The following is a 19,905-nucleotide window of genomic DNA, read 5'->3' as shown; positions in this document are numbered from 1 at the left end:
CTTCAAAAAAGAAATATTGGGCTTTTTAAGGGTTGACTATTTACTGACAAAGTAGGAGATGGTGACCACGCGGACATCCACATTTTCTGCAAACTTCATGTAAGCATAATTGGCCAGCAGACCAATAAAATTGGCGCCGACTACCAGCACCGTCAATCCCGTGCGGTTGGTGCGGAGCCAGAATGCCAACGACCCGACCAGTATCAAGAAGAGCGTAAAGACCAAGCTCATTACCAACACATAACGGAGCGCCTTCACGCGGTTCCCGGCCTTAGTTTCGGCCACATTATCCCATAACCCCTGAAATACCCGCGGGACACGCTTTCGGCGATACGCCCAATCTATCAAGACAACGCACAGTATCAACGCCGCGATGGTGATGATGGCAATAACAGGTTGGCTTGGAAAAAATGAAAGGACGGTAACATAGAGGAAGATTACCCAGGGTAAGCTCGCAAAGTACCGGATCGGGAACTGCACTCGCCCGGTTACGGTATCGCCATTGTACAGCGCGATGAGGCCGCCGAATAACGGCTGGGACCTGACAGGCCGCCGCATGACCAACGCCCATAGATCTATGGCTAATACAGGGATTACCCAATTGCTCAGGGCAAGCAGCGAGAATGCTGCGATAAGTAGTGGAATATTCAAATAATTGTCGCTACCCTGCTCGGTGAGGCTAACCACGATGTCGCGGCCCACCTGTACTTTCCACAATATCAAGGGTACGGCCAGCGACAAAAGGATATAAAATACGTTGTGTTTGACGGTACGGTAGAATTTCAGGAAGAAATCATAATATTTATTTGCCCTCATTGGTCATCGGTCTTTCAGTAACGGATGCATGCTCCCTACCATTGATAAATCATTGTGAATCTCGGCAAAAGCACACCGATAGCCAATACCTAAAAAGGGGTATTTTACAAGGAGTGGATTACTTTTCCCTAAACAGCAAATAACCGACGGCGTATATGCCACGGCTCGACGCCTCATGAGGGGCAAGGAAATCACCATTCACCTGGTCAAGGAGCAGTGTTATGGTAAAGCGGGGCGTCTCCCGGTGTATTTCCATCTTTTCCGCGGGATATAGAAACCCGGTTCCGTCATTTTCGTTCGGCGTAAGCTTCCTTTCTTTGTTGGCTTGGTAGATTTCTTCAACTAAGGGTTCCAAATCGAAGAAGACGGTTGTATCGTTTCCCATTTCTACCTCGACGGCGAGTAAGCTGTCGCGTTCCAAAGAAATACGCACGCTGCTTTTTCCGATGGCTATCACCGTGGAGTCAGATCCATAGGGCTCAATCCGATAGACATAGTCGTATCCCCGCACCGGTATGACCGCCGCACCTTCCCGACGGATTGTGAGGTGCCGCCCGTCTGACACCCCGGTCGGTGGCACATCCAAGAGGCCAAAGATGCTATCTCGTTTTAACCACGTAATGCGGTATGGGGGCAGGTCAGCGTTGGCCGCCGTAATTTCCTTATCCAGGCTATCCAGGTCCGTCTCGGTAAACAGCTGCATCGATTGCAGGCCATGTGCTTCCAAAAGGTAGGTAATGACGCTGGGGCGCTCGTCCGTGCCTTCCGTCGTGGCGTTAAGCAGTTCCGCCAGCCGTTGCTGCTGCGAATGGCGCGAAATGGCGGTAGCACTCTGCGGGCCGAAGGTGCTTGCCAACGCCAGTAGGGCAAGGCTGACCGGTATCAGCCGGATGTCGTCCTTCCGGAAATAAAGGAAATAGACGGTGATGGCCGCCAGCCAGACGGTCAGCGCCATGAGGATGTAGCGCTTTTCGGTAAATCCATAATAGGATACACGCTGGTACACGGCGAGCGCCAATAACAGGATGAGCGGTATCATCGTAAGGTAAAACGACTTTGAAAAGAACCTAACCCAGCGGTTCCCGTCGGCGTTGTGTATGGGCCAGATAAGCAGGAGTGAGAGCACGCCAAACACTGCATAACCCAATATGAGGGTGGCCACGATCCCCTTTGGCATTTCCCATTCGACCAATATCTTGACTTCGTACACCAGCAAAATGGCCAGATAAATCGTCATTAAGGGTATGAGCACGTATTGCGTAAATATCTTGAGCCCTTTTGGATAGGATCCCGCCGCTGGCGTGGTTTCAAATGCCGTGGGCACCCCTGCCAGAAAAAACAGGGTGTTGAACCCGATAGCTACCAAAACGAAAAGGCGCCCATAGGTTTCTGAAGGCACATCGAGATTAAAAAGTTCTTCGATGCCAAATAGGGCTACCGCGAGCCCGGCGTATAACGATACCGAGTAGAGCACAGCGGTGAGGAAACGGAGGAATAACACCTTGTTGAAGTTCCAGAAGTCGCTGTTGCTGCCGCGCTTGATAAAGGGGGCGAAAGCCACAACTTGGTGGAACGCAAAAATAAATAGGCCGAATCGCACCATATCTGTTTGGTATTCGGCAGGGTCAAGCACCGTGTACAGCAGGCCGCACACGACGAATACCGCTGCCCGAAGGCCCCATTTGCGGATGCCGTTGAATGCCCTCGATTCGGCAAAAAGGTCGGTGGCGAGGCCGAGTGTAAGCAATAGATCGCACGTAGCCAATAATTGCCAAAGCTGATGCTCCACCCCATCGTCTAACGGGGGATCGCCCATTAAAAAGTACGCTAAAGCTGTAGCGAACACCACGACAACAAACAGCGTAGGGAAGCGTTTGAAAACGGCGACCGAATTTCTTGAAAGGCTGATAAGGGAAGGGAATTTCATGGTGCGTAGACTCATTAACCGATTACAGGAGTTAAAAATAAACATAAACCAACAATTATTTTTACCTTGATGGGAAATTGCCATGCAACATTTTTGAGCACTCCGCGACTTAACAATGAATCACATAAGGAAAAACTCTTGCAGCCTACGGATAAAAAGGACGAAATTGAATTAGTTGCTCTGTGCCATCATGGGCACGATACCGGCTTTACCACGTTATATAACCGATATGCCCGGCCGGTCTATAACTCCATCTGCCGTATCGTATCGCATACCGCCGAGGCCGAAGATATCTTGCAGGAGTCGTTCTACCATGCGTTTTCCAATATTCACCGGCTGCAGAATGCCAGCAGTTTCGGTTCTTGGATCCATCGGATTGCCTTAAATCGTTCGATTACCCACCTGCGGAAAAGGAAAATTATTTTTTTCGATAACGATGAACTTGATGTGGCGGACGAGGAAGCGTACGACCTAGAGGCAGACCAACTATTTGATTGCAAGGTTGAGGATGTCAAACTGGCTATAGATCAATTGCCCCAAGGGTATAAAACCATATTGAACCTGTATCTCTTTGAAGATATCCCGCAAGAGGAAATCGCTGGGATGCTGGGCATTTCACACAGTACGGTGCGGACGCAATACCACCGTGCCAAGAAAAAAGTAATACAATCACTGAAAGATAGGACATGATCATGAATGACCCGCTAAAGAAATTCGTACAACAGCACCGCGAGGCGTTCGACGGACTGGAGCCGCCCACAGGTGTGCTGCGGCGCCTGCAGATGCAGCTTAAGCCGGAAAGGCGGTATCGGCGTGCAGCCTGGCTGGTTGCAGCGTCGCTGCTGATCGGGCTGGTCTGTACATACCTGTTTTTTGATGGTGAGGCGATACAGCGCCACAGCGAACCTCAAATCGTACATCAGCCTGTTGAGCCCGCACCACGTACCGCCGATTCCTCCGTTACTGCTCAAGTAGAGCTACCGGTGGAGGCGCCCGTGGAGGAGCAGCCACAAGAAGCCCGTCATAGGGTCGCGCCCCGGGAACCGGCACCGGTACCCCTCGCTGTTCGGCTGGCCGACAGCACATCGGCAAGCACGCGGCTGGCGGCCATCTTGGAAATCGAGCAATCGGGGCGGATGAACGGACGTATCGTAGCCATGCTATCGGAAACCATGAATCGCGACGGAAACACGAACGTGCGCCTGGCTGCCCTAGACGTACTCAGCCGCCGCATCGACGATCCGCAAGTAGCCGACCTGCTGGCCGCTGCGCTCACCACACAGGATGACCCGCTGGTGCAGTTGGGGATTGTACGGATCGCCGCACGGATAGATCACGTAGGAATTGAAGAAGCGTTGTTTGCGGTGGCGCGCAACCCGTATACGTTTGAGGCGGTGAAAGACGAAGCCTATGCCGTATTGTTATATCAAGAGAAACTTTAAACATACTTAAAAAGAATACAATGAAGAAGCAAACAATCACTTGGACACTCCTTTTGGCCCTTAGCCTTCCGGCATTGGCGCAGAAGGAATATCGGGTCGACAAGCCTGCCGGCAAACTTTACCTTAACCTTAACGGCGCCCGTATCGAGGGTTATGCCGGAAATGAAATCGTTTTCAGCAATCAGGGCGTTCCTGAGGAGGAAGATGAACGGGCCAAAGGGTTGCAAGCCCTGAGCAGCTCCGGTTTTACCGATAACACCGGCTTGGGGATCAGCGTAACCAAAAAAGGGAGCGATATCGAAGTAAACCCTGTGGGAAACAGCAGCCGTGGTGATATCTTGTACATCCGGGTGCCCAACGCCTTAGACATTGTTTTCAACAACAATAAGTCCATCTTCGCCGACACCTTGTTGATCAAGAACATAAAAGGGGAAATTGAAGTCTCCACGTCGTATAATGATGTCGTCCTGGAAAACAATAGCGGGCCCATGAACATTAAGAGTCTTTACAAAAATATTGAGGCCACTTTTGCCAACGATGTCAAGGGCCCCATATCCATTGTTTCAGTCTATGGGCATGTGGATGTGGCTATGCCGGCTTCAACGAAGGCCAACCTGACCATGGGTACGAGCTACGGCAAGCTATATGCCGCGAGTGACTTCAATATCGCTATTAGGCCCGAAGCAGCTGATGAAGAAAGAGTTGCTATCAAGGCCCCGGATCGTGTGACAAGCGTTGAAGGCGGAGAGGTCAAGGTGGCCGAAGGCATTGCCGTTCCATTGGATTCCATGCGCGATATCCTGATTGCATCACCGCCGTCATCGGGTACGGGCATTTCTATCGCAACCATATTCCGCGGCGGGATAGGGGAAAACATCGAAGGCACCGTCAATGGCGGAGGCATCGATCTCATTCTGAAGTCGACCTACAAGAACGTGTATTTGCGTACCGACTGAAAAAAGCGGGCCCTACTCTGGATAAAAAATCGGACATTTGTGCAAAAAAGTTCAGGTGCATCCGGTATATCAGAAGTGGGGCCTGTTGGCCATTCTCACCCTCACTTGGGGGAGTTCTTTCATTCTTATCAAACAGGGACTATTGGTATATACACCCATGGAAGTGGGTGCTTTGCGCTTGTGCGTGGCAGGGCTGGCCCTAGTGTTCTTTGGTGTAAGGAGTTTTAAGCATATCCCGAAGAAGCTGATTCCCTGGGTCATTGCCGGCGGGGGCATGGGCAACTTCATTCCGATGTTTCTTTTTCCCTTGGCCCAGGAGCGGGTGAGTAGCTCTATGGCAGCCATCCTCGATTCCCTTGTGCCGATGTTTGTCCTTTTATTCGGGTTTCTGTTTTTCGGGGTCCGGAGCCGGTTATGGCAGGTTGTGGGAGTCATCATCGGCTTTTCCGGCGCAGCCTTATTGATCGGTGCCGACACCGATGGCGGCCGGAGCGACGTATCACATTCGCTGCTCATCATATTGGCTACTGCCTTTTATGGCATGAATGGCTTAATCATCAACCGGTATCTTTCGGGCATTCCGTCGTTCAAACTTTCTGCCGCCGTTTTTACCATCTGGTTCGGTCCTGCGCTCATCATACTGGGGTTCACTGATTTTTTCTCCACGTTTGCCGGTACACCAGCGCAGTGGAAAGGCCTCGGATATGTGGCCATACTCGGGTTGGTGGGCACGGCCCTGGCGATGATCCTTTATTACAAGCTGCTTCAGCTTACCTCCGCACTGTTTGCGTCGATGGTTACCTATCTCATACCCATCGTTGCTGTGATGTGGGGGGTGCTCGATGGAGAACGGCTGGGGTGGTCGCATGCCCTGGGGGGCATGCTGATCTTGCTGGGGGTCTACCTGATCCAGCGGAAACCCAACACAGGCCCCGCAACCCTAGTGGCAGCCCCCTCGGTGCCCGATGAAGCACTTAGCCAAAGAGATAACCCAGCAAGTAATAGAGGATAATAAAAATGATGATGGTGCCGAAGCATCCGAAGCCCATTTTTTTCGCGCCCCACCCGGCAATCAGTGGCCTGAATAATTTGTTCATAGTCGTTACCTAATTGGGCTTATAACAACAAAACGGCGATAAGGTTTTGGTTGGGTGCCGCTGGTAGCCTTGCTGTTTTATATGCTTAATCCTATATTAGCCGGCATAGACAGCGAAGAACCATGGATAATCATTTTGATGAGTATGTAGACAGAAAAGGAACCGATAGCATCAAGTGGGATGCCGCCGGACACGATGTGTTGCCCATGTGGATTGCGGATATGGATTTCAAGACTGCGCCAGCCGTCCAAGCGGCTTTGGAAAAACGGGTGGCCCATGGCGTCTTTGGCTATACGCAGACCCCCGACCGCTTCTTCGATGCCATTATCGGCTGGTGGCAAAAGCGGCACGGCTACATGCTGCAGAAAGAATGGATCCGACCGGTTACGGGGGTAATACCCGCCTTGTCTGCCATCATCAGGGCACTTACAGGCTCTGGCGGGAAAGTGTTGGTGCAACCGCCGGTTTACAACCATTTTTATATAGCTATTGCCCATTGCGATCGGGAGGTGGTCGAGAATACGTTGCTTTTCGAAGATGGCCGATACCGCATCGACTTCGGGGATTTGGAAGTAAAAGCGTCAGACCCAGCAGTGAAACTCTTGATGTTATGCAACCCCCACAATCCCGCGGGACGTGTGTGGACAGCGGAAGAACTCACCAGAATAAGGGAGATATGTGCACGGCACGACGTATTGGTTCTATCGGATGAAATCCACTCCGACTTGGTTTACGACGGGTATAAGCACATTCCGTTCGCCTCATTGGGCAGCGGCGACGGACTCCGGTCGGTTACGGTCAGTTCGCCGAGCAAAACGTTTAACCTAGCTGGATTGCAGGTTGGCTATTTATTTTGTGAGCACCCCGACCTTATGAAGCGGATTCAGCATGTGCTCACCGTACAAGAGAGGGAGCTGTTGAGCCCGTTTGCGATAACGGCATTGATTGCGGCATACGAGCAGGGGGAAGCTTGGCTCGATTCGCTCAAAGCATACCTCAGCAGCAATTTTGCTTATTTGACGGATTTCTGTTCGGAGCGCCTGCCCCAGATTAAGGTCGTACCCTTGGAGGCTACTTACCTGGCGTGGTTGGACTGCCGTGCCGTCCTCACTTCGTCGGCAGATTTTTCCGATAAACTGGTAGGGCAAGAGAAGGTGTGGCTTAATCCGGGCACGCTGTACGGCAATGCTGGCGAAGGTTTTCTGCGCATGAATATTGCTTGCCCCCGGCCGTTGCTCGAAGAAGGGCTTGAACGCCTCGCCAAAGGCGTTAAAAAGGCCTGATCCCCAACCGGGGTTATATCAGATCAAACCCGATATCCCGGCGGAAGTTTTTGCCCTCGAAATAGATGCGCCCCGCATCGGCAGTGGCTTGCTGCAGCGCATCGAACAATGTGTCTTCCAATGCGGTGACCGCGATTACACGTCCGCCAGCAGTCTTTACCACGCCATTTTCCGTGGTCGTGCCTGCGTGGAAAACGATGGAATTTTTCACACTTTCGATGTTGTCGATTGTCTTGCCCGATTCGTATGTGCCGGGGTATCCGCCCGACACCAGCATCACGGTTGCCGCCGTTTTGGGCGAAAGCGTGAACGAACGGTCCTGCAGGTTCCGCTGAGCCACTCCCTGGAGTAGATCTAACAAGTCGCTTTCAATACGGGGCAATACACTTTCGGTCTCGGGGTCGCCCATACGCACATTGTATTCGATTACGTAAGGCTCTCCGCCCACATTCATCAGGCCGAGGAAAATAAACCCTTGGTATGGGATGCCGTCTTTTTTCAGGCCCTCAATGGTCGGTATGATTATGCGTTCTTCGACTTTGTCGAGAAATTCATTATCGGCAAACGGTACGGGCGATACGGACCCCATCCCCCCGGTATTGAGGCCGGTATCCCCCTCGCCGATGCGCTTATAGTCCTTGGCTGCCGGCAGTACTTTGTACGTATCGCCATCCGTGAGCACAAACACAGACAATTCGATACCGGAGAGGAACTCCTCTATGACTACCGTACTGCTTGCCTCGCCGAATTTGGCATCGGCCAGCATAGCCTTCAGCTCAGTACGGGCTTCGTCGAGCGTCGTACAGATGAGTACGCCCTTTCCACCGGCCAGCCCGTCGGCTTTCAGTACGATGGGAAGCTTCTGCGTTCCAAGATAGGCCAGGCCTTCCTCCAGGGTGGTCTGATTGAATGATTGCGAGGCAGCAGTAGGGATACCGTGGCGCACCATGAATTGCTTCGCGAAGTCCTTGCTCCCCTCCAGTTGGGCACCCGCCCGCTGTGGGCCGATGACCGGAATGTGGCGCAGGTCCTCCCGTTCGAGGAAATAATCGTGGATACCTTTTACCAAAGGCTCTTCAGGACCAACAAGCACCATGTCGATACCATGCCCGAGCGCAAAATCAGCAATACCGTCGAAATCGGTCACTTTAAGGGCGATATTCTTTCCATAGCGGCCTGTACCGGCATTACCCGGTGCAATATACAGCTGGTTAAGTTGCGGACTTTGGGCTATTTTCCAAGCGAAGGCGCTTTCCCGGCCGCCTGAACCTACGATAAGGATATTCATCTTGCAAAGATATTTTTTTTACCTATATTTACCATATTAGGTTCACCAAATGAATTATGGGCTTACATCGTTTTCTTTCGATATTGGTGATATGTTGGTTTACCACACCGATGGCCTCTGGACAAGGCACCCCCATAATCGAAGAAGTCTTGTCCAAGCTGGAAAGCCATGCCAACCGATACCCGCAAGAAAAAGTTTACCTACACTTAGATAAGCCTTACTATGCCGTTGGTGATGACATCTGGTTTAAAGGCTATGTAACCATAGGGGCCTATAACCAGCTTTCGGGCCTGAGCAAAATCCTATATGTCGATCTGGTTGGGCCTGAGCAGACCGTCGTGCAATCCGTCCGGTTGCCGCTTGTTGCCGGGGTGACCATGGGCGATTTCCAACTGGCTGATTCGCTTAGCGAAGGAAACTACCGGATACGTGCGTATACCAATTGGATGCGCAATTTTGATACCGATATTTTCTACGACCGCATACTGCCTATCGGCAATGCCCGCACCGATAATATTGTTGCCCATAGCAGTTTTTCTTTCGAAAACTCCCCGGAGCACCAAGTCCATGCCGAAATCAAGTTTACCGATCTCCAAGGTGGCCCCTTTGCAGATATGGATGCCAACTACCAGGTGGTGATGGAAGGGCGGAACATTGCCCGCGGGCGGGAAACAACCGACGGTGACGGACGTATCGCGTTTGACTTCGTCAATAAACAGCCCTTCAACCTCAAATCGGGCGAAGTGCTGCTCCGGCTGTCTACGGCCGACCGGCGTACGGTACATAAACGGATACCCTTAAAAACGACATCGAACACCAATAGCATCCGTTTTTTTCCGGAAAGCGGCCAAATGCTGGCCGGCAACCTCACCAAAGTGGCCTTCAAGGCACTGGCATCCGATGGTATTGGGATCGGCGCGGCTGGCTCTATCTACGATGGTGCAGGCACCCGGATAGCCGAATTCGAAACGGACTACGCAGGGATGGGAAACTTCAGCTTCATACCAGAGGCCGGGGCCCGCTATACTGCCAGCATAATGTACGCCGATGGGAGCGAGAGCAAGGTAGACCTCCCCGAAGTGCAGATCTCCGGATATGCCCTAGCGGTGAACAACCAGCTCGATAGGCAGCTCATTGTGCAGGCCTACGCATCGGACGACCTTGTACAGGGGCAACAGGTTTCCGTCGTCCTCCACCGGAATGGCGAGGTGTTTTATGCGTCGACGAATAAGCAGGCAAAAAACGAAGCTGTTTTCGCCATTCCAAGGGAGCATTTGCCCGCAGGGGTTATCCAGATAACGCTGTTTGCCAACAACCGGATACCGGTGGCCGAGCGTACCATCTTTAATACCAACGATGCTTCACTGTTGCCACTGACGATTGAAACGGACTGGGAAACATACCGCCGGAAAGAAAAGGTAACCGTAAAGCTCACTGCCGGGCAGCCTTCGGACACAAGCCGTATTGCCGCGCTTTCTGCCGCTGTAATCGATATGGCCCGGGTACCGATCGATAGTGGCGTGCATGAAGGGAGCATATATCCAAGTCTATTACTCAGCGCAGATATTAAAGGATATGTTGAAACACCGAACCGTTATTTTAAAGATCCCGATTTTGCCCGTGGGCTGCAGCTCGATAATGTGATGCTTACCCAGGGTTGGAGCCGCATCGATTGGCAGGACCTGGTGGCAGGTAAAAGCCCAACGGTTACTTATTCACCCGAGCAAGCCCTACGGATTAGTGGTGTAGTAACCAAACGAAACGGTAAAATACCCGTGCCCAATGCCAAGGTAACCATATTGTCTACAGGGAATGTGCTGGCGGTGGTGGATACGGTGACCGATGCTGAGGGTCGTTTCAACTTTGATCGGCTGTTGTTTTACGACGATACAAAATTCGTTGTGCAGGCACGGGATGAGCGTGGCCGAAAAAATGTAGACGTTGTGTTGGACGAAGTGCCCCGGCAGCAAGTGACACGCAGTAAAAACGCACCCGACGCCACCGTCGATGTGAACCAATCGATCCAAACGTACCTCAAAAATACCCAACAGCAATTTGAAGAGCTGGAAAAATACGGACTCAAAGAGAAGACCATCCTTCTGGAAGAAGTAAAGGTTACCGAGCGAGCCGAAAAGAAGGTCAAGCATTCAAGCAACCTGAACGGACCGGGCAATGCCGATCAGGTCATCACCGCCGAGGAGTTGTCCATGGGTTGTTCTACCTTGGATATTTGCCTGCAAGGACGGTTGCATGGGGTGATTTTCCGGAATGGGGTACCCTATTCGACTCGCTCACCCAACCAGCCGATGCAGATCGTCTTGGATGGCATGTATATGGAGGCTGAGGCCCTTCCGATGATCAATCCGTTTGATGTGGAAACCGTGGAAGTATTGCGCGGTATCGGTAATACAGCCGTTTACGGAAGTATGGGCAGCGGTGGCGTAATCATCATCACTACGAAACGGGGCGACAGCGGGGGGTATGGCCGCGATATATACACCCCCGGTATTGTTACCCATAGCCCGCAGGGGTATTATGAAGTACGTGAGTTTTATGCACCAGACTACAGTGTCTCGGCCGATTCGCTGGCAGCGATGAAAGACCTACGTACCACCATCCATTGGGCCCCCAGTATCGTTACGGGTGATGATGGGATGGCATCTTTCGAATTTTATACCGCCGAGTCGCCGGGTGTATACCGTATTATGGTGGAAGGGCTGGATATTTCCGGCCGATTGGCACATGCGGTGCACTACATAACCGTTGAATAGGAAAAATGGACTTTATTAAAACAACAGCTGAAGATCGGATATTGCACATTTACCTCGACCGTGGCCGGTCTAACGCGCTTCACCAACAGATGCTCGAAGAGCTTAGTACAGCCGTGACCGAGGCACAGAATGACCCGGCTATAGAAGGGTTGATTTTGCATGGTAAGGAAGGGTTTTTCAGTGCGGGGCTGGATCTCATTTCCCTATACGATTATAACGAGGCGGAAGCCCGTCGCTTTTGGCATACCTTTATGGACGTAATCCGGCAACTTGTGGCGTTTGATAAACCCGCTGTGGCTGCGATCAGTGGACATAGCCCTGCGGCAGGATGTGTGCTGGCGAGCTGCTGTGACTACCGGGTGATGGTTGAAGGCGATTTCATTATCGGTCTTAACGAAGTGCCGGTGGGCCTCATCGTGCCCGAAAGCATCTTCCAATTATATGGATTCTGGCTTGGTCCGGCCCGCGCATACCGATACTTGCTGGAAGGGAAGTTACTGAAACCGCAGGAAGCCCTCGAAGCGGGACTGGTGGATGAGTTGGTCGACAGCCGGCGTATCCGGTCGGCCGCGGAGCGCCAGCTCCGTACTTATACCCAATACGAGCGGAATACGTGGCGGCAAAGTAAGCGGAACATGCGGCAGGCATTGGTTGCAGCGTTTGAGGCTAACCAAGAAGAAACCATCGACGCGGTGTTAAAGCAATGGTGGTCGCCCGCCACACGCTCCATCGTTAAAACAATTATCGACAACTTAAAAGGAAGTAAGTAATGGCGGTAGCAGGTGCTTTACGTGATGATGCCCTTCGGGGTAAAACCATCGTGGTAACGGGTGGCGGTACCGGACTGGGTAGGGCCATGGCCACTTATTTTTTGCGATTGGGTGCCCAGGTGGTCATCGCCAGCCGCAAGTTGGATGTACTGGAAGCAGCTGCCAAGGAGATGGCGGCCGATACCGGCGGTGAAATATTGCCGGTGGTGTGTGACATCCGGGATAGCGGCCAGGTAGAGCAGCTATTGGCCAAGTCGCTGGAACGGTTCAGCCGGGTGGATGCGCTGCTTAACAATGCGGCGGGTAACTTTATCTCACCTACCGAGCGGCTTTCAGCCAATGCGTTCGGTACCATCATCGATATCGTACTCAAGGGGACGGCCAATTGCACGCTGACCTTCGGCAAGCACTGGATTGCCCACCAGCAATCCGCTAGCATATTAAACATCGTTACCACCTACGCGTTTACCGGCTCGGCCTATGTGGTGCCCTCGGCGGCAGCCAAAGGGGGTGTATTGGCGCTCACCCGATCACTGGCCGTGGAGTGGGGTAAGTATGGTATCCGCAGCAATGCCATTGCTCCCGGCCCGTTCCCTACGAAGGGGGCCTGGGAGCGGCTGTTGCCGGGCGACCTCGCCCAGCAGTTCGATTTCAAAAAACGTGTGCCGCTCAAACGGGTGGGCGACCATCAGGAGCTGGCCAACCTGGCGGCTTTCCTGCTTTCGGATTTTGCTGGCTACATCAACGGTGAGGTCGTCACCATTGACGGAGGAGAGTGGCTGCAAGGGGCCGGGCAATTCAGCGGATTGGAGGCGGTGCCCGGCGACTTGTGGGACGACCTGGAGAAAATGACGCGGCAAGCGAAAAGTTAAACCCATTCTAAATAGCTTTTTCTTTTCGGTGTTCGGATGGTAGATTGCTATATTTACCCTATATAAACTGAACACTATATGACATATCGAATGATTGCCGCCGTCGTGGCTGTATTCGCGGGCATTTTTGCGCTGAGCTCATTTGCACCGGAGACCCAGCCGCAGCCCCAGGAATGGAAAGCAACCAATCTCAAGGTGCTTCCCAAAGACATCACCCAAGAGGAGATGAAACAGGTAATGGATGATTTTAAGGTTGCTCTGGGCGTTAAATGCGGCTTCTGCCATGCCCAAGATGCCAACGACCCCAAGAAACTGGACTTCGCAAGCGACGCCAACCCCCATAAGGAAACTGCCCGCTGGATGATGAAAATGACCCAGCGGATAAATAGAAAGCACTTCAAGCACCGTGATGAGAAGACCGGGGAACTCACGCAGATTACCTGCATGACGTGCCACAACGGTAAAGAGCATCCGGCAACGGTAACGCGATAATTTGTGCTTGTATGTAACTGGGTTTTTGCATAAGTTTGGCACAATAGGAAAATTTTCACCGCATGACAACACCGCAAATAGACCCAGCGATAAAGGCAAACGCTGAAGTTTGGCTAAAAGCCCCTTATGATGAAGAGACTGTCCAGTCTGTCAAGCAGCTTTTTGACACCGAGCAGTATACTGAGCTGACCGACAGTTTTTATAAAGACCTGGAGTTCGGTACCGGTGGACTGCGTGGCATCATGGGCGTTGGCACCAACCGGATGAACAAGTACACCATCGGTAGGGCTACGCAGGGACTGAGCAACTACCTGCTCAAAACCTATCCGGGGAAGCAAGTCAAAGTGGCTATCTCATACGATAGCCGTAACAACTCGCAGGCGTTTGCACGGTTGGTGGCTGGTGTATTTTCCGCAAACGGCATAAAAGTTTATCTATTTGCCGAATTGCGCCCCACGCCACACCTTTCCTTCGCTGTGCGCCACCTCGGGTGCCAAGCCGGCGTGATGCTGACGGCTTCGCATAACCCTAAGGAGTACAATGGCTATAAAGCGTATTGGAATGATGGTGGCCAATTGGTGCCGCCGCACGATAAAAATGTCATCAAGGAGGTATACGCGATCAAAGATCCGAGCGAAATCCGCTTCGGGCCGGTTGAGGAGAATATCTCGCTGCTAGGTAAGGAGCTCGACGATGCGTACCTTAATGCCATTTCAAAACTTATTATCCGGCCGGATGTGGTGACGAGGCAAAGCGATCTCAAAATCGTGTACTCACCCATACACGGCACGGGGATTACCTTGGTGCCCCCGACGCTAGCACGATGGGGGTTTACCCATGTACATGTCGTTGAAGAGCAAGCTACGCCGGATGGTAACTTCCCGACGGTGATTTATCCGAACCCCGAGGAAGAAGAGGCGATGTCGCTTGCGGTGAAAGCAGGGCAACGCATCGATGCCGACGTCATTTTCGCTACCGACCCGGATGCCGACCGCGTAGGGGCAGCGGCCAAAAACATCCGCGGTGAATACCAGTTGCTGAACGGCAACCAAATCGGGAGTTTGCTCGTCGATTACGTGCTTTCGTCGAAGAAGGAACAAGGTGATCTGCAGCCGGACGACTACGTGGTGAAAACCATTGTGACGACCAATCTCATCGCGGATATCGCCAACCGCTACGGGGTCACCTATTACGATACATTGACCGGATTTAAATATATCGGTGAACTAATCACCGGGAAAAACGGCAAAGGCCGGTTCCTTGTGGGCGGCGAAGAAAGCTATGGCTACCTTGTAGGTGAGCTGGTAAGGGATAAAGACGCTGTGGTTTCGGCCGTATTCATCGCCGAGATGACGGCGTATTATAAAGATCAGGGTAAAACCCTTTTCGATGCGTTGATCGACCTCTATGTGCAGCACGGTTTTTATAAGGAGAAGTTAATCTCGTTGACGAAAAAAGGTAAAGCCGGAGCTGAAGAGATCAAGGCCATGATGGAGCGGTTGCGGAGCGAGCCACCGCAAACACTCGGAGGCATCGCCGTGGCTGAGATTAAGGATTATGCATCCAGCGAGTCGTACAACCTCAAAACAGGCAAACGGTCGGTCATCAACCTGCCCAAGTCGGATGTGCTGCAATTCATCACGGTAGATGGTGATGTGATTTCGGCAAGGCCGTCGGGCACGGAACCCAAAATAAAATTCTATTGCAGCGTGAGGCAACCTCTGGCCGATCGGGCAGATTTCGAACGCGTGAGCCGCGAGCTCGAAGGGCGGGTAGAGCGTATCATGAAAGATATCGCCTGATATGCAGTGGGAAACCTTGTCGTCCGAATACCTTGTGCGGGCACCGTGGGCTGTATTGCGCAAAGATGTATGCCGAATGCCCAATGGCCATATCGTACCCGAGTATTATGTATTGGAATATCCCGATTGGGTAAACATGGTGGCACTTACAGACGACAACCGGTTTATCCTCGTGAAACAATACCGGCACGGTGTGAGGGAGAATGTACTCGAGATTCCCGGAGGTGTTATCGACCCCGGCGAGGATGCTGTTGAGGCTGCACGCCGCGAATTACTGGAAGAAACGGGATACCGGTTTGATACCATCGAGGAATTATCCACGCTCTTTCCCAACCCTGCCACCAGCACCAATAAAACAACGACCTACCTGCTCACGGGCGGCGTGAAAGTGCAGGAACAGGACCTCGACGACCAGGAAGAAATCGAGGTCGTGTTGGCATCACCCGCAGAACTGAAGCAGTTGCTACTCGATAACCGATTTGGCCAGGCATTGCACACTGCTGCGCTTTTTTATGCGTTGGTGAAGCTGGGTTTGCTTTCGTAATACACCGAGTCAAGGTTTTTTTGTCAATGAAGCTTAGTGTCCGATATCGAACACCACTGTTCGATACCGGACACTTTCGTTATGACCTCCTTTTTTTGCTTATTTGAAAAACAACAAGTTAACTGTTTGGTAGTGAATTTGGTGGGGTAATATAAATGAATAACCATGAGTTTGAATAACCTGAAGATAGCATGGCGGAATGTACTCCGGTCGAAGGTGCTTACATCGCTAAATGTCCTCGGTCTGGCACTGGGTTTCGCGGGATTTATCCTGGCATACCTGTATATCAACCGCGAGACGAGCTACGACCGCTGGAACCCGAACTATGAAAATATCTATTTGGTGGGGCTCACTTATCAGGGAACGAACACCGACCTGACACCGCCGGCACTGGCTACGGCCATCAAAGCGAAGCTGCCGGAAGTCGAGGAAGTTGGCAGGGTGTCTTATTTCCCGTGGGAAATGGCGTTTATACATGATGACGGTGAAGCCATGGTGAAAGACTGGAAATCGGCCGACCTCTCCATTGCCAGGATGTTTGGTGTCGAAGCCTATGGTTTAAACCTTACGGATGAAAATCAAACCGAGGTAAACCTGGTGACATCCGGCATTGCAGATGCGATGTTTCCGCAACACCCTGAACGGGTATTTGAACCTCGGCAAATTGCGCTTCAGAATGAGCAAAGCGGTTTTTTCCCATACGTACACGGGGTTGCCAAGGCACGTGGATTGTCCAATCTTACCTATGATGCGATTTTCTTCAAGGCAGACCTCGCCGGTGACGCCGAGGGTGATCCACTCCCGTATCAAACCTATATCCAGGTAAAACCGGGCACCGATGTCGCGTCATTAGCCCACAAGATCAACGAACTCTACAGACAGGAGGTTTCGCAACAGCATCATACCGTTACTTCGGCATTTGCCAAGGGTGAGACGTACCTTAATCCCCTGAAAAATCTACATTTGCAACCCCGACATGGTTCGAACACCGGTTACATCACAGTGTGGGCATTGGGGATATTGTCGGGGGTCATTTTACTGTTGGCCGGAATCAATTTCGCTAACCTCATGATTGCGCAGGCAAATAGGCGGGCCAAGGAAATCGGCCTGAAAAAAGTATTCGGGGTGAGCCGGAGTAGGTTGACCATCCAATTCATGGGGGAGGTTTTGCTTCAATGTTTGCTGGCCGCGTTGCTTGCGTGGAGCTTGGTGATTCTTTGCAGGAACGGACTGCAAAAATGGTTGGCGTATGACCTTGCAGCATTTGCCGTAAATGGCCGGATTGCCTGGCAATTGCTGACAGCAGCCGTGCTCACAGCCCTGGTGTCAGGCATCTATCCCGCTGTGATTCTTTCCGGCTATCATCCGGTTACGGTATTAAAAGGCAGTTTCCAGACCAGCCACCGCACGGCTTGGTTCCGCCACGCACTATTGACCTTTCAGTTCGTTATCGCACTTGTATTCATTTCGGGCATGCTTATCCTCAATCGTCAATTGAATTATATGCGGAATGGAGACAAAGGGTTTGACCCGGCACAGCTGGTGTATATCAAGAACGCGATGCTGCTCAATAACCCCGCGGATTTCAAACCTTTTCGCGATCGGATGCAGGCATATCCCGGCATTGTAAATGCCACGGCGGCGACCAGCACACCAGGAGGCATCAGCCCTGTTGAGAAGGAGTTCCAGCATGTGGACGAGGTGCGTAAAGCAAACCACGTAGCCGTGGATTTCGATTATATGGAAACGATGGGTATGGAGGTGTTGAAGGGAAGGTCATTTACGGAGACTTTTGCGGCCGACTCTACGAAAGGGGCCATTGTTAACGAAACGTTGGTCAAGGTCTTTGGAATGCAAAATCCCATCGGGCAGACCATCCGCGGCTGTGATACCGACTTCGAGATCGTCGGTGTGGTGAAAGATAGTAAAATGCAGGGTTTTGAAAAGTTGGTGCACCCCACCGTTTATTCGATCAATAGTGTATGCGGGCAATTTAAAACAGAGATACTAATCAGGATTAAACCCGGTACGGCACAGCAAACACTTGCTGCATTGGAAAAAGACTGGAAATCCATTAATCGGCTCGACGGTGAGCATTTCCGTTATGAATTCGTGGATCAGAAGTATGCAGCGTTGCATGCCCAGCAGGAACAGCTCGAATCGGCATTCAGCGCATTCACCGTTCTTTCCATTGCCATTGCCATGATGGGGCTGTTCAGCATGTCAGCCTACAGCATCAGCATCCGCCAGAAAGAAATGAGTATCCGTAAGGTGTTGGGAGCGTCGGTAGGCCAGTTGTTTATGCAGCTCAATAGACCATTCTTCCGTATTTTCGTGGTAGCCAACCTGATCGCCCTTCCCATGGCTTACCTATTGGTAAATCGATGGCTCGCCACGTTCGCCTACCGCATTACCGTGCATTGGTGGATGTTCGCGTTGGCTGGCACCGCAGCATTGCTCGTCGCCCTGCTTACCGTCGCGTACCAGTCGGTACGTGCGGCACGGGCTAACCCAGTGGATAGCCTGCGGGATGAGTAGCGGCCGCTAGCAGACCGGCTCGGGCTCTTCGGCTACGGTAGTGTCTTCCATCGCCGGTTGTTGCTCAATAGGGAGGGCGGTTTCCATGGATTCCGGCACCATTGCCAAACGCGCTGCCCGTTTTTGATGGGCAATAAAGGCCAAAGCAAACAAAGCCCCACCCCCCGCCATGGCCGCGCCCACCCATTCCGGCGAACTATAGCCATAACCCATGGCGATGGGCAAGCCGCCTAAAAAGGCGCCCAACGCGTTCCCGATGTTGAAGCTTGCCTGGCTTACCGAAGCGGCCAGCATTTCTGCCCCTTTGGCCGTATTGATCATCAACATCTGTATCGGTGCACCTAACGCGAAAGAAGTACCGCCCAAAAGGAATGTCATCACCAATGAGGGGATGGGATAGACCGCCACGTAGTGCAGCACAACCAGTTCGACCACCATCGCAGTGAGCAATATAATGGAGGCTTTGGCCGGCGAAACGAGGTCGGCCAAACGGCCACCCAATAGGTTGCCGAAAAACATGCCGAGGCCGGCCAACATCAGGATGTAGGTCATCGACGACTCGGAGAAACCCGCAACCTTGGTCATCAACGGCGAAATGTAACTATACCACGAGAACAGGCCACCCGTTCCGATAGCGATCATGCCCACAATCAGCCAAGCTTCGCGCCGTTTGAAGAAACGTAATTGCGTCTTCACGCTGGCCGCTTGCTTCGCAGGCATGTTGGGCATCCAGAATTTTAACGCAAGCAAGGTGATGATGCCTACCAGTACTACGATGGCAAACGAATAGCGCCACATGAAGTGGTGGCCGATATAGGTACCCAGGGGCACACCAATGAGGTTGGCAATGGTGAGGCCGGCAAACATGACGGAAATAGCTTGGGCGGCTTTGCCCGGTTGCGCCAGTCGGCTGGCTACCACCGAGCCCACGCCGAAGAATGCACCGTGTGGCAACCCGGCAAGGATCCGCGAAATCAATAACGACCCGTAGGTCGGCGCAAATGCCGTAAATGCATTGAAAATGGTAAACAGCAACATCAGTCCGATGAGGATGCGCTTTGGTGGATACTTGCCGGCAATCACCACAAGCAGGGGAGCCCCGATGACCACACCAACCGCATAAGCGGCGATCAGGTGACCCGCAGTGGGAATATCAATAGTTAGATCAAGGGCAATCTCTTCCAGCAAACCCATCATCACGAATTCCGTAATGCCGATGCCCAGACCGCCAAATAAAAGCGCAAGTAAGCTTTTCTTCAATTGCATATATCTATTGTTCTACAGCCTTAGTGTAAAACGGACACAAA

Annotated in this window: 16 protein-coding genes; 12 read left to right on the top strand and 4 right to left on the bottom strand. The window is 52.1% G+C overall.

The genetic code is table 11. The features are described 5' to 3' along the window. Positions 1-36 precede the first annotated feature (36 nt). Both NGM62_RS14110 and NGM62_RS14105 read right to left on the bottom strand, forming a co-directional pair. Positions 37-816, bottom strand: a complete 780-nt coding sequence (locus tag NGM62_RS14110; RefSeq protein WP_262248874.1) for a hypothetical protein — start codon at positions 814-816, stop codon at positions 37-39. 118 nt (positions 817-934) lie between these two features. After that, positions 935-2,758, bottom strand: a complete 1,824-nt coding sequence (locus tag NGM62_RS14105; RefSeq protein WP_262248872.1) for a DUF4153 domain-containing protein — start codon at positions 2,756-2,758, stop codon at positions 935-937. Between the two features lie 78 nt (positions 2,759-2,836). Between NGM62_RS14105 and NGM62_RS14100 the strand changes: the two genes are divergently transcribed. From NGM62_RS14100 to NGM62_RS14080, 5 genes are all read left to right on the top strand, one after another. After that, positions 2,837-3,433: an RNA polymerase sigma factor gene (locus tag NGM62_RS14100; protein WP_262248870.1), complete on the top strand. Its 597-nt coding sequence runs from the start codon at positions 2,837-2,839 to the stop codon at positions 3,431-3,433. A gap of 2 nt (positions 3,434-3,435) precedes the next feature. Beyond that, positions 3,436-4,185, top strand: a complete 750-nt coding sequence (locus NGM62_RS14095; RefSeq protein WP_262248868.1) for a HEAT repeat domain-containing protein — start codon at positions 3,436-3,438, stop codon at positions 4,183-4,185. Between the two features lie 20 nt (positions 4,186-4,205). Continuing rightward, entirely contained in the window at positions 4,206-5,141 is a 936-nt protein-coding gene (locus NGM62_RS14090; RefSeq protein WP_262248866.1) for a hypothetical protein, read from the top strand. Positions 5,142-5,178: 37 nt separating this feature from the next. Next, the gene (locus NGM62_RS14085) at positions 5,179-6,153 is read left to right on the top strand and encodes a DMT family transporter (RefSeq protein WP_262248865.1); all 975 of its coding nucleotides are present in this window, start codon (positions 5,179-5,181) and stop codon (positions 6,151-6,153) included. A 207-nt stretch (positions 6,154-6,360) separates the two neighbouring features. Then, positions 6,361-7,521: a MalY/PatB family protein gene (locus tag NGM62_RS14080; RefSeq protein WP_262248863.1), complete on the top strand. Its 1,161-nt coding sequence runs from the start codon at positions 6,361-6,363 to the stop codon at positions 7,519-7,521. A gap of 13 nt (positions 7,522-7,534) precedes the next feature. Here the strand turns inward: NGM62_RS14080 and purD are convergent, their stop codons facing one another. Continuing rightward, complete coding sequence (gene purD / locus NGM62_RS14075) at positions 7,535-8,809, bottom strand: phosphoribosylamine--glycine ligase (protein WP_262248862.1); 1,275 nt, start codon at positions 8,807-8,809, stop codon at positions 7,535-7,537. Positions 8,810-8,865: 56 nt separating this feature from the next. Here purD and NGM62_RS14070 point away from each other — a divergent pair, with 56 nt between their 5' ends. The 7 genes from NGM62_RS14070 to NGM62_RS14040 all read left to right on the top strand — a co-directional run bounded on the left by NGM62_RS14070 (position 8,866) and on the right by NGM62_RS14040 (position 18,598). Then, entirely contained in the window at positions 8,866-11,580 is a 2,715-nt protein-coding gene (locus NGM62_RS14070) for a TonB-dependent receptor plug domain-containing protein (RefSeq protein ID WP_262248860.1), read from the top strand. 5 nt (positions 11,581-11,585) lie between these two features. Beyond that, complete coding sequence (locus NGM62_RS14065) at positions 11,586-12,350, top strand: enoyl-CoA hydratase/isomerase family protein (RefSeq protein WP_262248859.1); 765 nt, start codon at positions 11,586-11,588, stop codon at positions 12,348-12,350. Beyond that, positions 12,350-13,222 carry an SDR family oxidoreductase gene (locus tag NGM62_RS14060; protein ID WP_262248857.1) on the top strand — a complete coding sequence of 291 codons (873 nt, stop codon included), beginning with the start codon at positions 12,350-12,352 and terminating at the stop codon, positions 13,220-13,222. Before NGM62_RS14065 ends, NGM62_RS14060 begins: the two co-directional genes overlap by 1 nt. Positions 13,223-13,300: 78 nt before the next feature. Next, positions 13,301-13,714 (top strand): c-type cytochrome, encoded by a 414-nt coding sequence (locus tag NGM62_RS14055; protein WP_262248856.1) that lies wholly within the window; start codon positions 13,301-13,303, stop codon positions 13,712-13,714. Between the two features lie 62 nt (positions 13,715-13,776). Further along, positions 13,777-15,516 carry a phospho-sugar mutase gene (locus NGM62_RS14050; RefSeq protein ID WP_262248855.1) on the top strand — a complete coding sequence of 580 codons (1,740 nt, stop codon included), beginning with the start codon at positions 13,777-13,779 and terminating at the stop codon, positions 15,514-15,516. 1 nt (position 15,517) lies between these two features. Next, entirely contained in the window at positions 15,518-16,060 is a 543-nt protein-coding gene (locus tag NGM62_RS14045) for an NUDIX hydrolase (RefSeq protein ID WP_262248854.1), read from the top strand. A gap of 165 nt (positions 16,061-16,225) precedes the next feature. After that, positions 16,226-18,598 (top strand): ABC transporter permease, encoded by a 2,373-nt coding sequence (locus NGM62_RS14040; RefSeq protein WP_262248853.1) that lies wholly within the window; start codon positions 16,226-16,228, stop codon positions 18,596-18,598. Between the two features lie 6 nt (positions 18,599-18,604). On the opposite strand, the gene NGM62_RS14035 is transcribed toward NGM62_RS14040, so the two are convergent. Continuing rightward, complete coding sequence (locus NGM62_RS14035; protein ID WP_315975873.1) at positions 18,605-19,864, bottom strand: MFS transporter; 1,260 nt, start codon at positions 19,862-19,864, stop codon at positions 18,605-18,607. Between the last annotated feature and the right edge of the window lie 41 nt (positions 19,865-19,905).

The organism is Parapedobacter soli, assembly GCF_025460835.1.
In the GTDB taxonomy this organism is placed as follows: domain Bacteria; phylum Bacteroidota; class Bacteroidia; order Sphingobacteriales; family Sphingobacteriaceae; genus Parapedobacter; species Parapedobacter soli.
This window is presented reverse-complemented; position numbering and strand designations above follow the sequence as displayed.

Coding starts and splice junctions, on each gene's coding strand:
- NGM62_RS14105 (WP_262248872.1), bottom strand. CDS start 2,758: ATGAGTCTACGCACCATGAAATTCCCTTCCCTTATCAGCCTTTCAAGA.
- NGM62_RS14050 (WP_262248855.1), top strand. CDS start 13,777: ATGACAACACCGCAAATAGACCCAGCGATAAAGGCAAACGCTGAAGTT.
- NGM62_RS14095 (WP_262248868.1), top strand. CDS start 3,436: ATGAATGACCCGCTAAAGAAATTCGTACAACAGCACCGCGAGGCGTTC.
- NGM62_RS14065 (WP_262248859.1), top strand. CDS start 11,586: ATGGACTTTATTAAAACAACAGCTGAAGATCGGATATTGCACATTTAC.
- NGM62_RS14080 (WP_262248863.1), top strand. CDS start 6,361: ATGGATAATCATTTTGATGAGTATGTAGACAGAAAAGGAACCGATAGC.
- NGM62_RS14040 (WP_262248853.1), top strand. CDS start 16,226: ATGAGTTTGAATAACCTGAAGATAGCATGGCGGAATGTACTCCGGTCG.
- NGM62_RS14060 (WP_262248857.1), top strand. CDS start 12,350: ATGGCGGTAGCAGGTGCTTTACGTGATGATGCCCTTCGGGGTAAAACC.
- NGM62_RS14110 (WP_262248874.1), bottom strand. CDS start 816: ATGAGGGCAAATAAATATTATGATTTCTTCCTGAAATTCTACCGTACC.
- purD (WP_262248862.1), bottom strand. CDS start 8,809: ATGAATATCCTTATCGTAGGTTCAGGCGGCCGGGAAAGCGCCTTCGCT.
- NGM62_RS14055 (WP_262248856.1), top strand. CDS start 13,301: ATGACATATCGAATGATTGCCGCCGTCGTGGCTGTATTCGCGGGCATT.
- NGM62_RS14035 (WP_315975873.1), bottom strand. CDS start 19,864: ATGCAATTGAAGAAAAGCTTACTTGCGCTTTTATTTGGCGGTCTGGGC.
- NGM62_RS14070 (WP_262248860.1), top strand. CDS start 8,866: ATGGGCTTACATCGTTTTCTTTCGATATTGGTGATATGTTGGTTTACC.
- NGM62_RS14045 (WP_262248854.1), top strand. CDS start 15,518: ATGCAGTGGGAAACCTTGTCGTCCGAATACCTTGTGCGGGCACCGTGG.
- NGM62_RS14090 (WP_262248866.1), top strand. CDS start 4,206: ATGAAGAAGCAAACAATCACTTGGACACTCCTTTTGGCCCTTAGCCTT.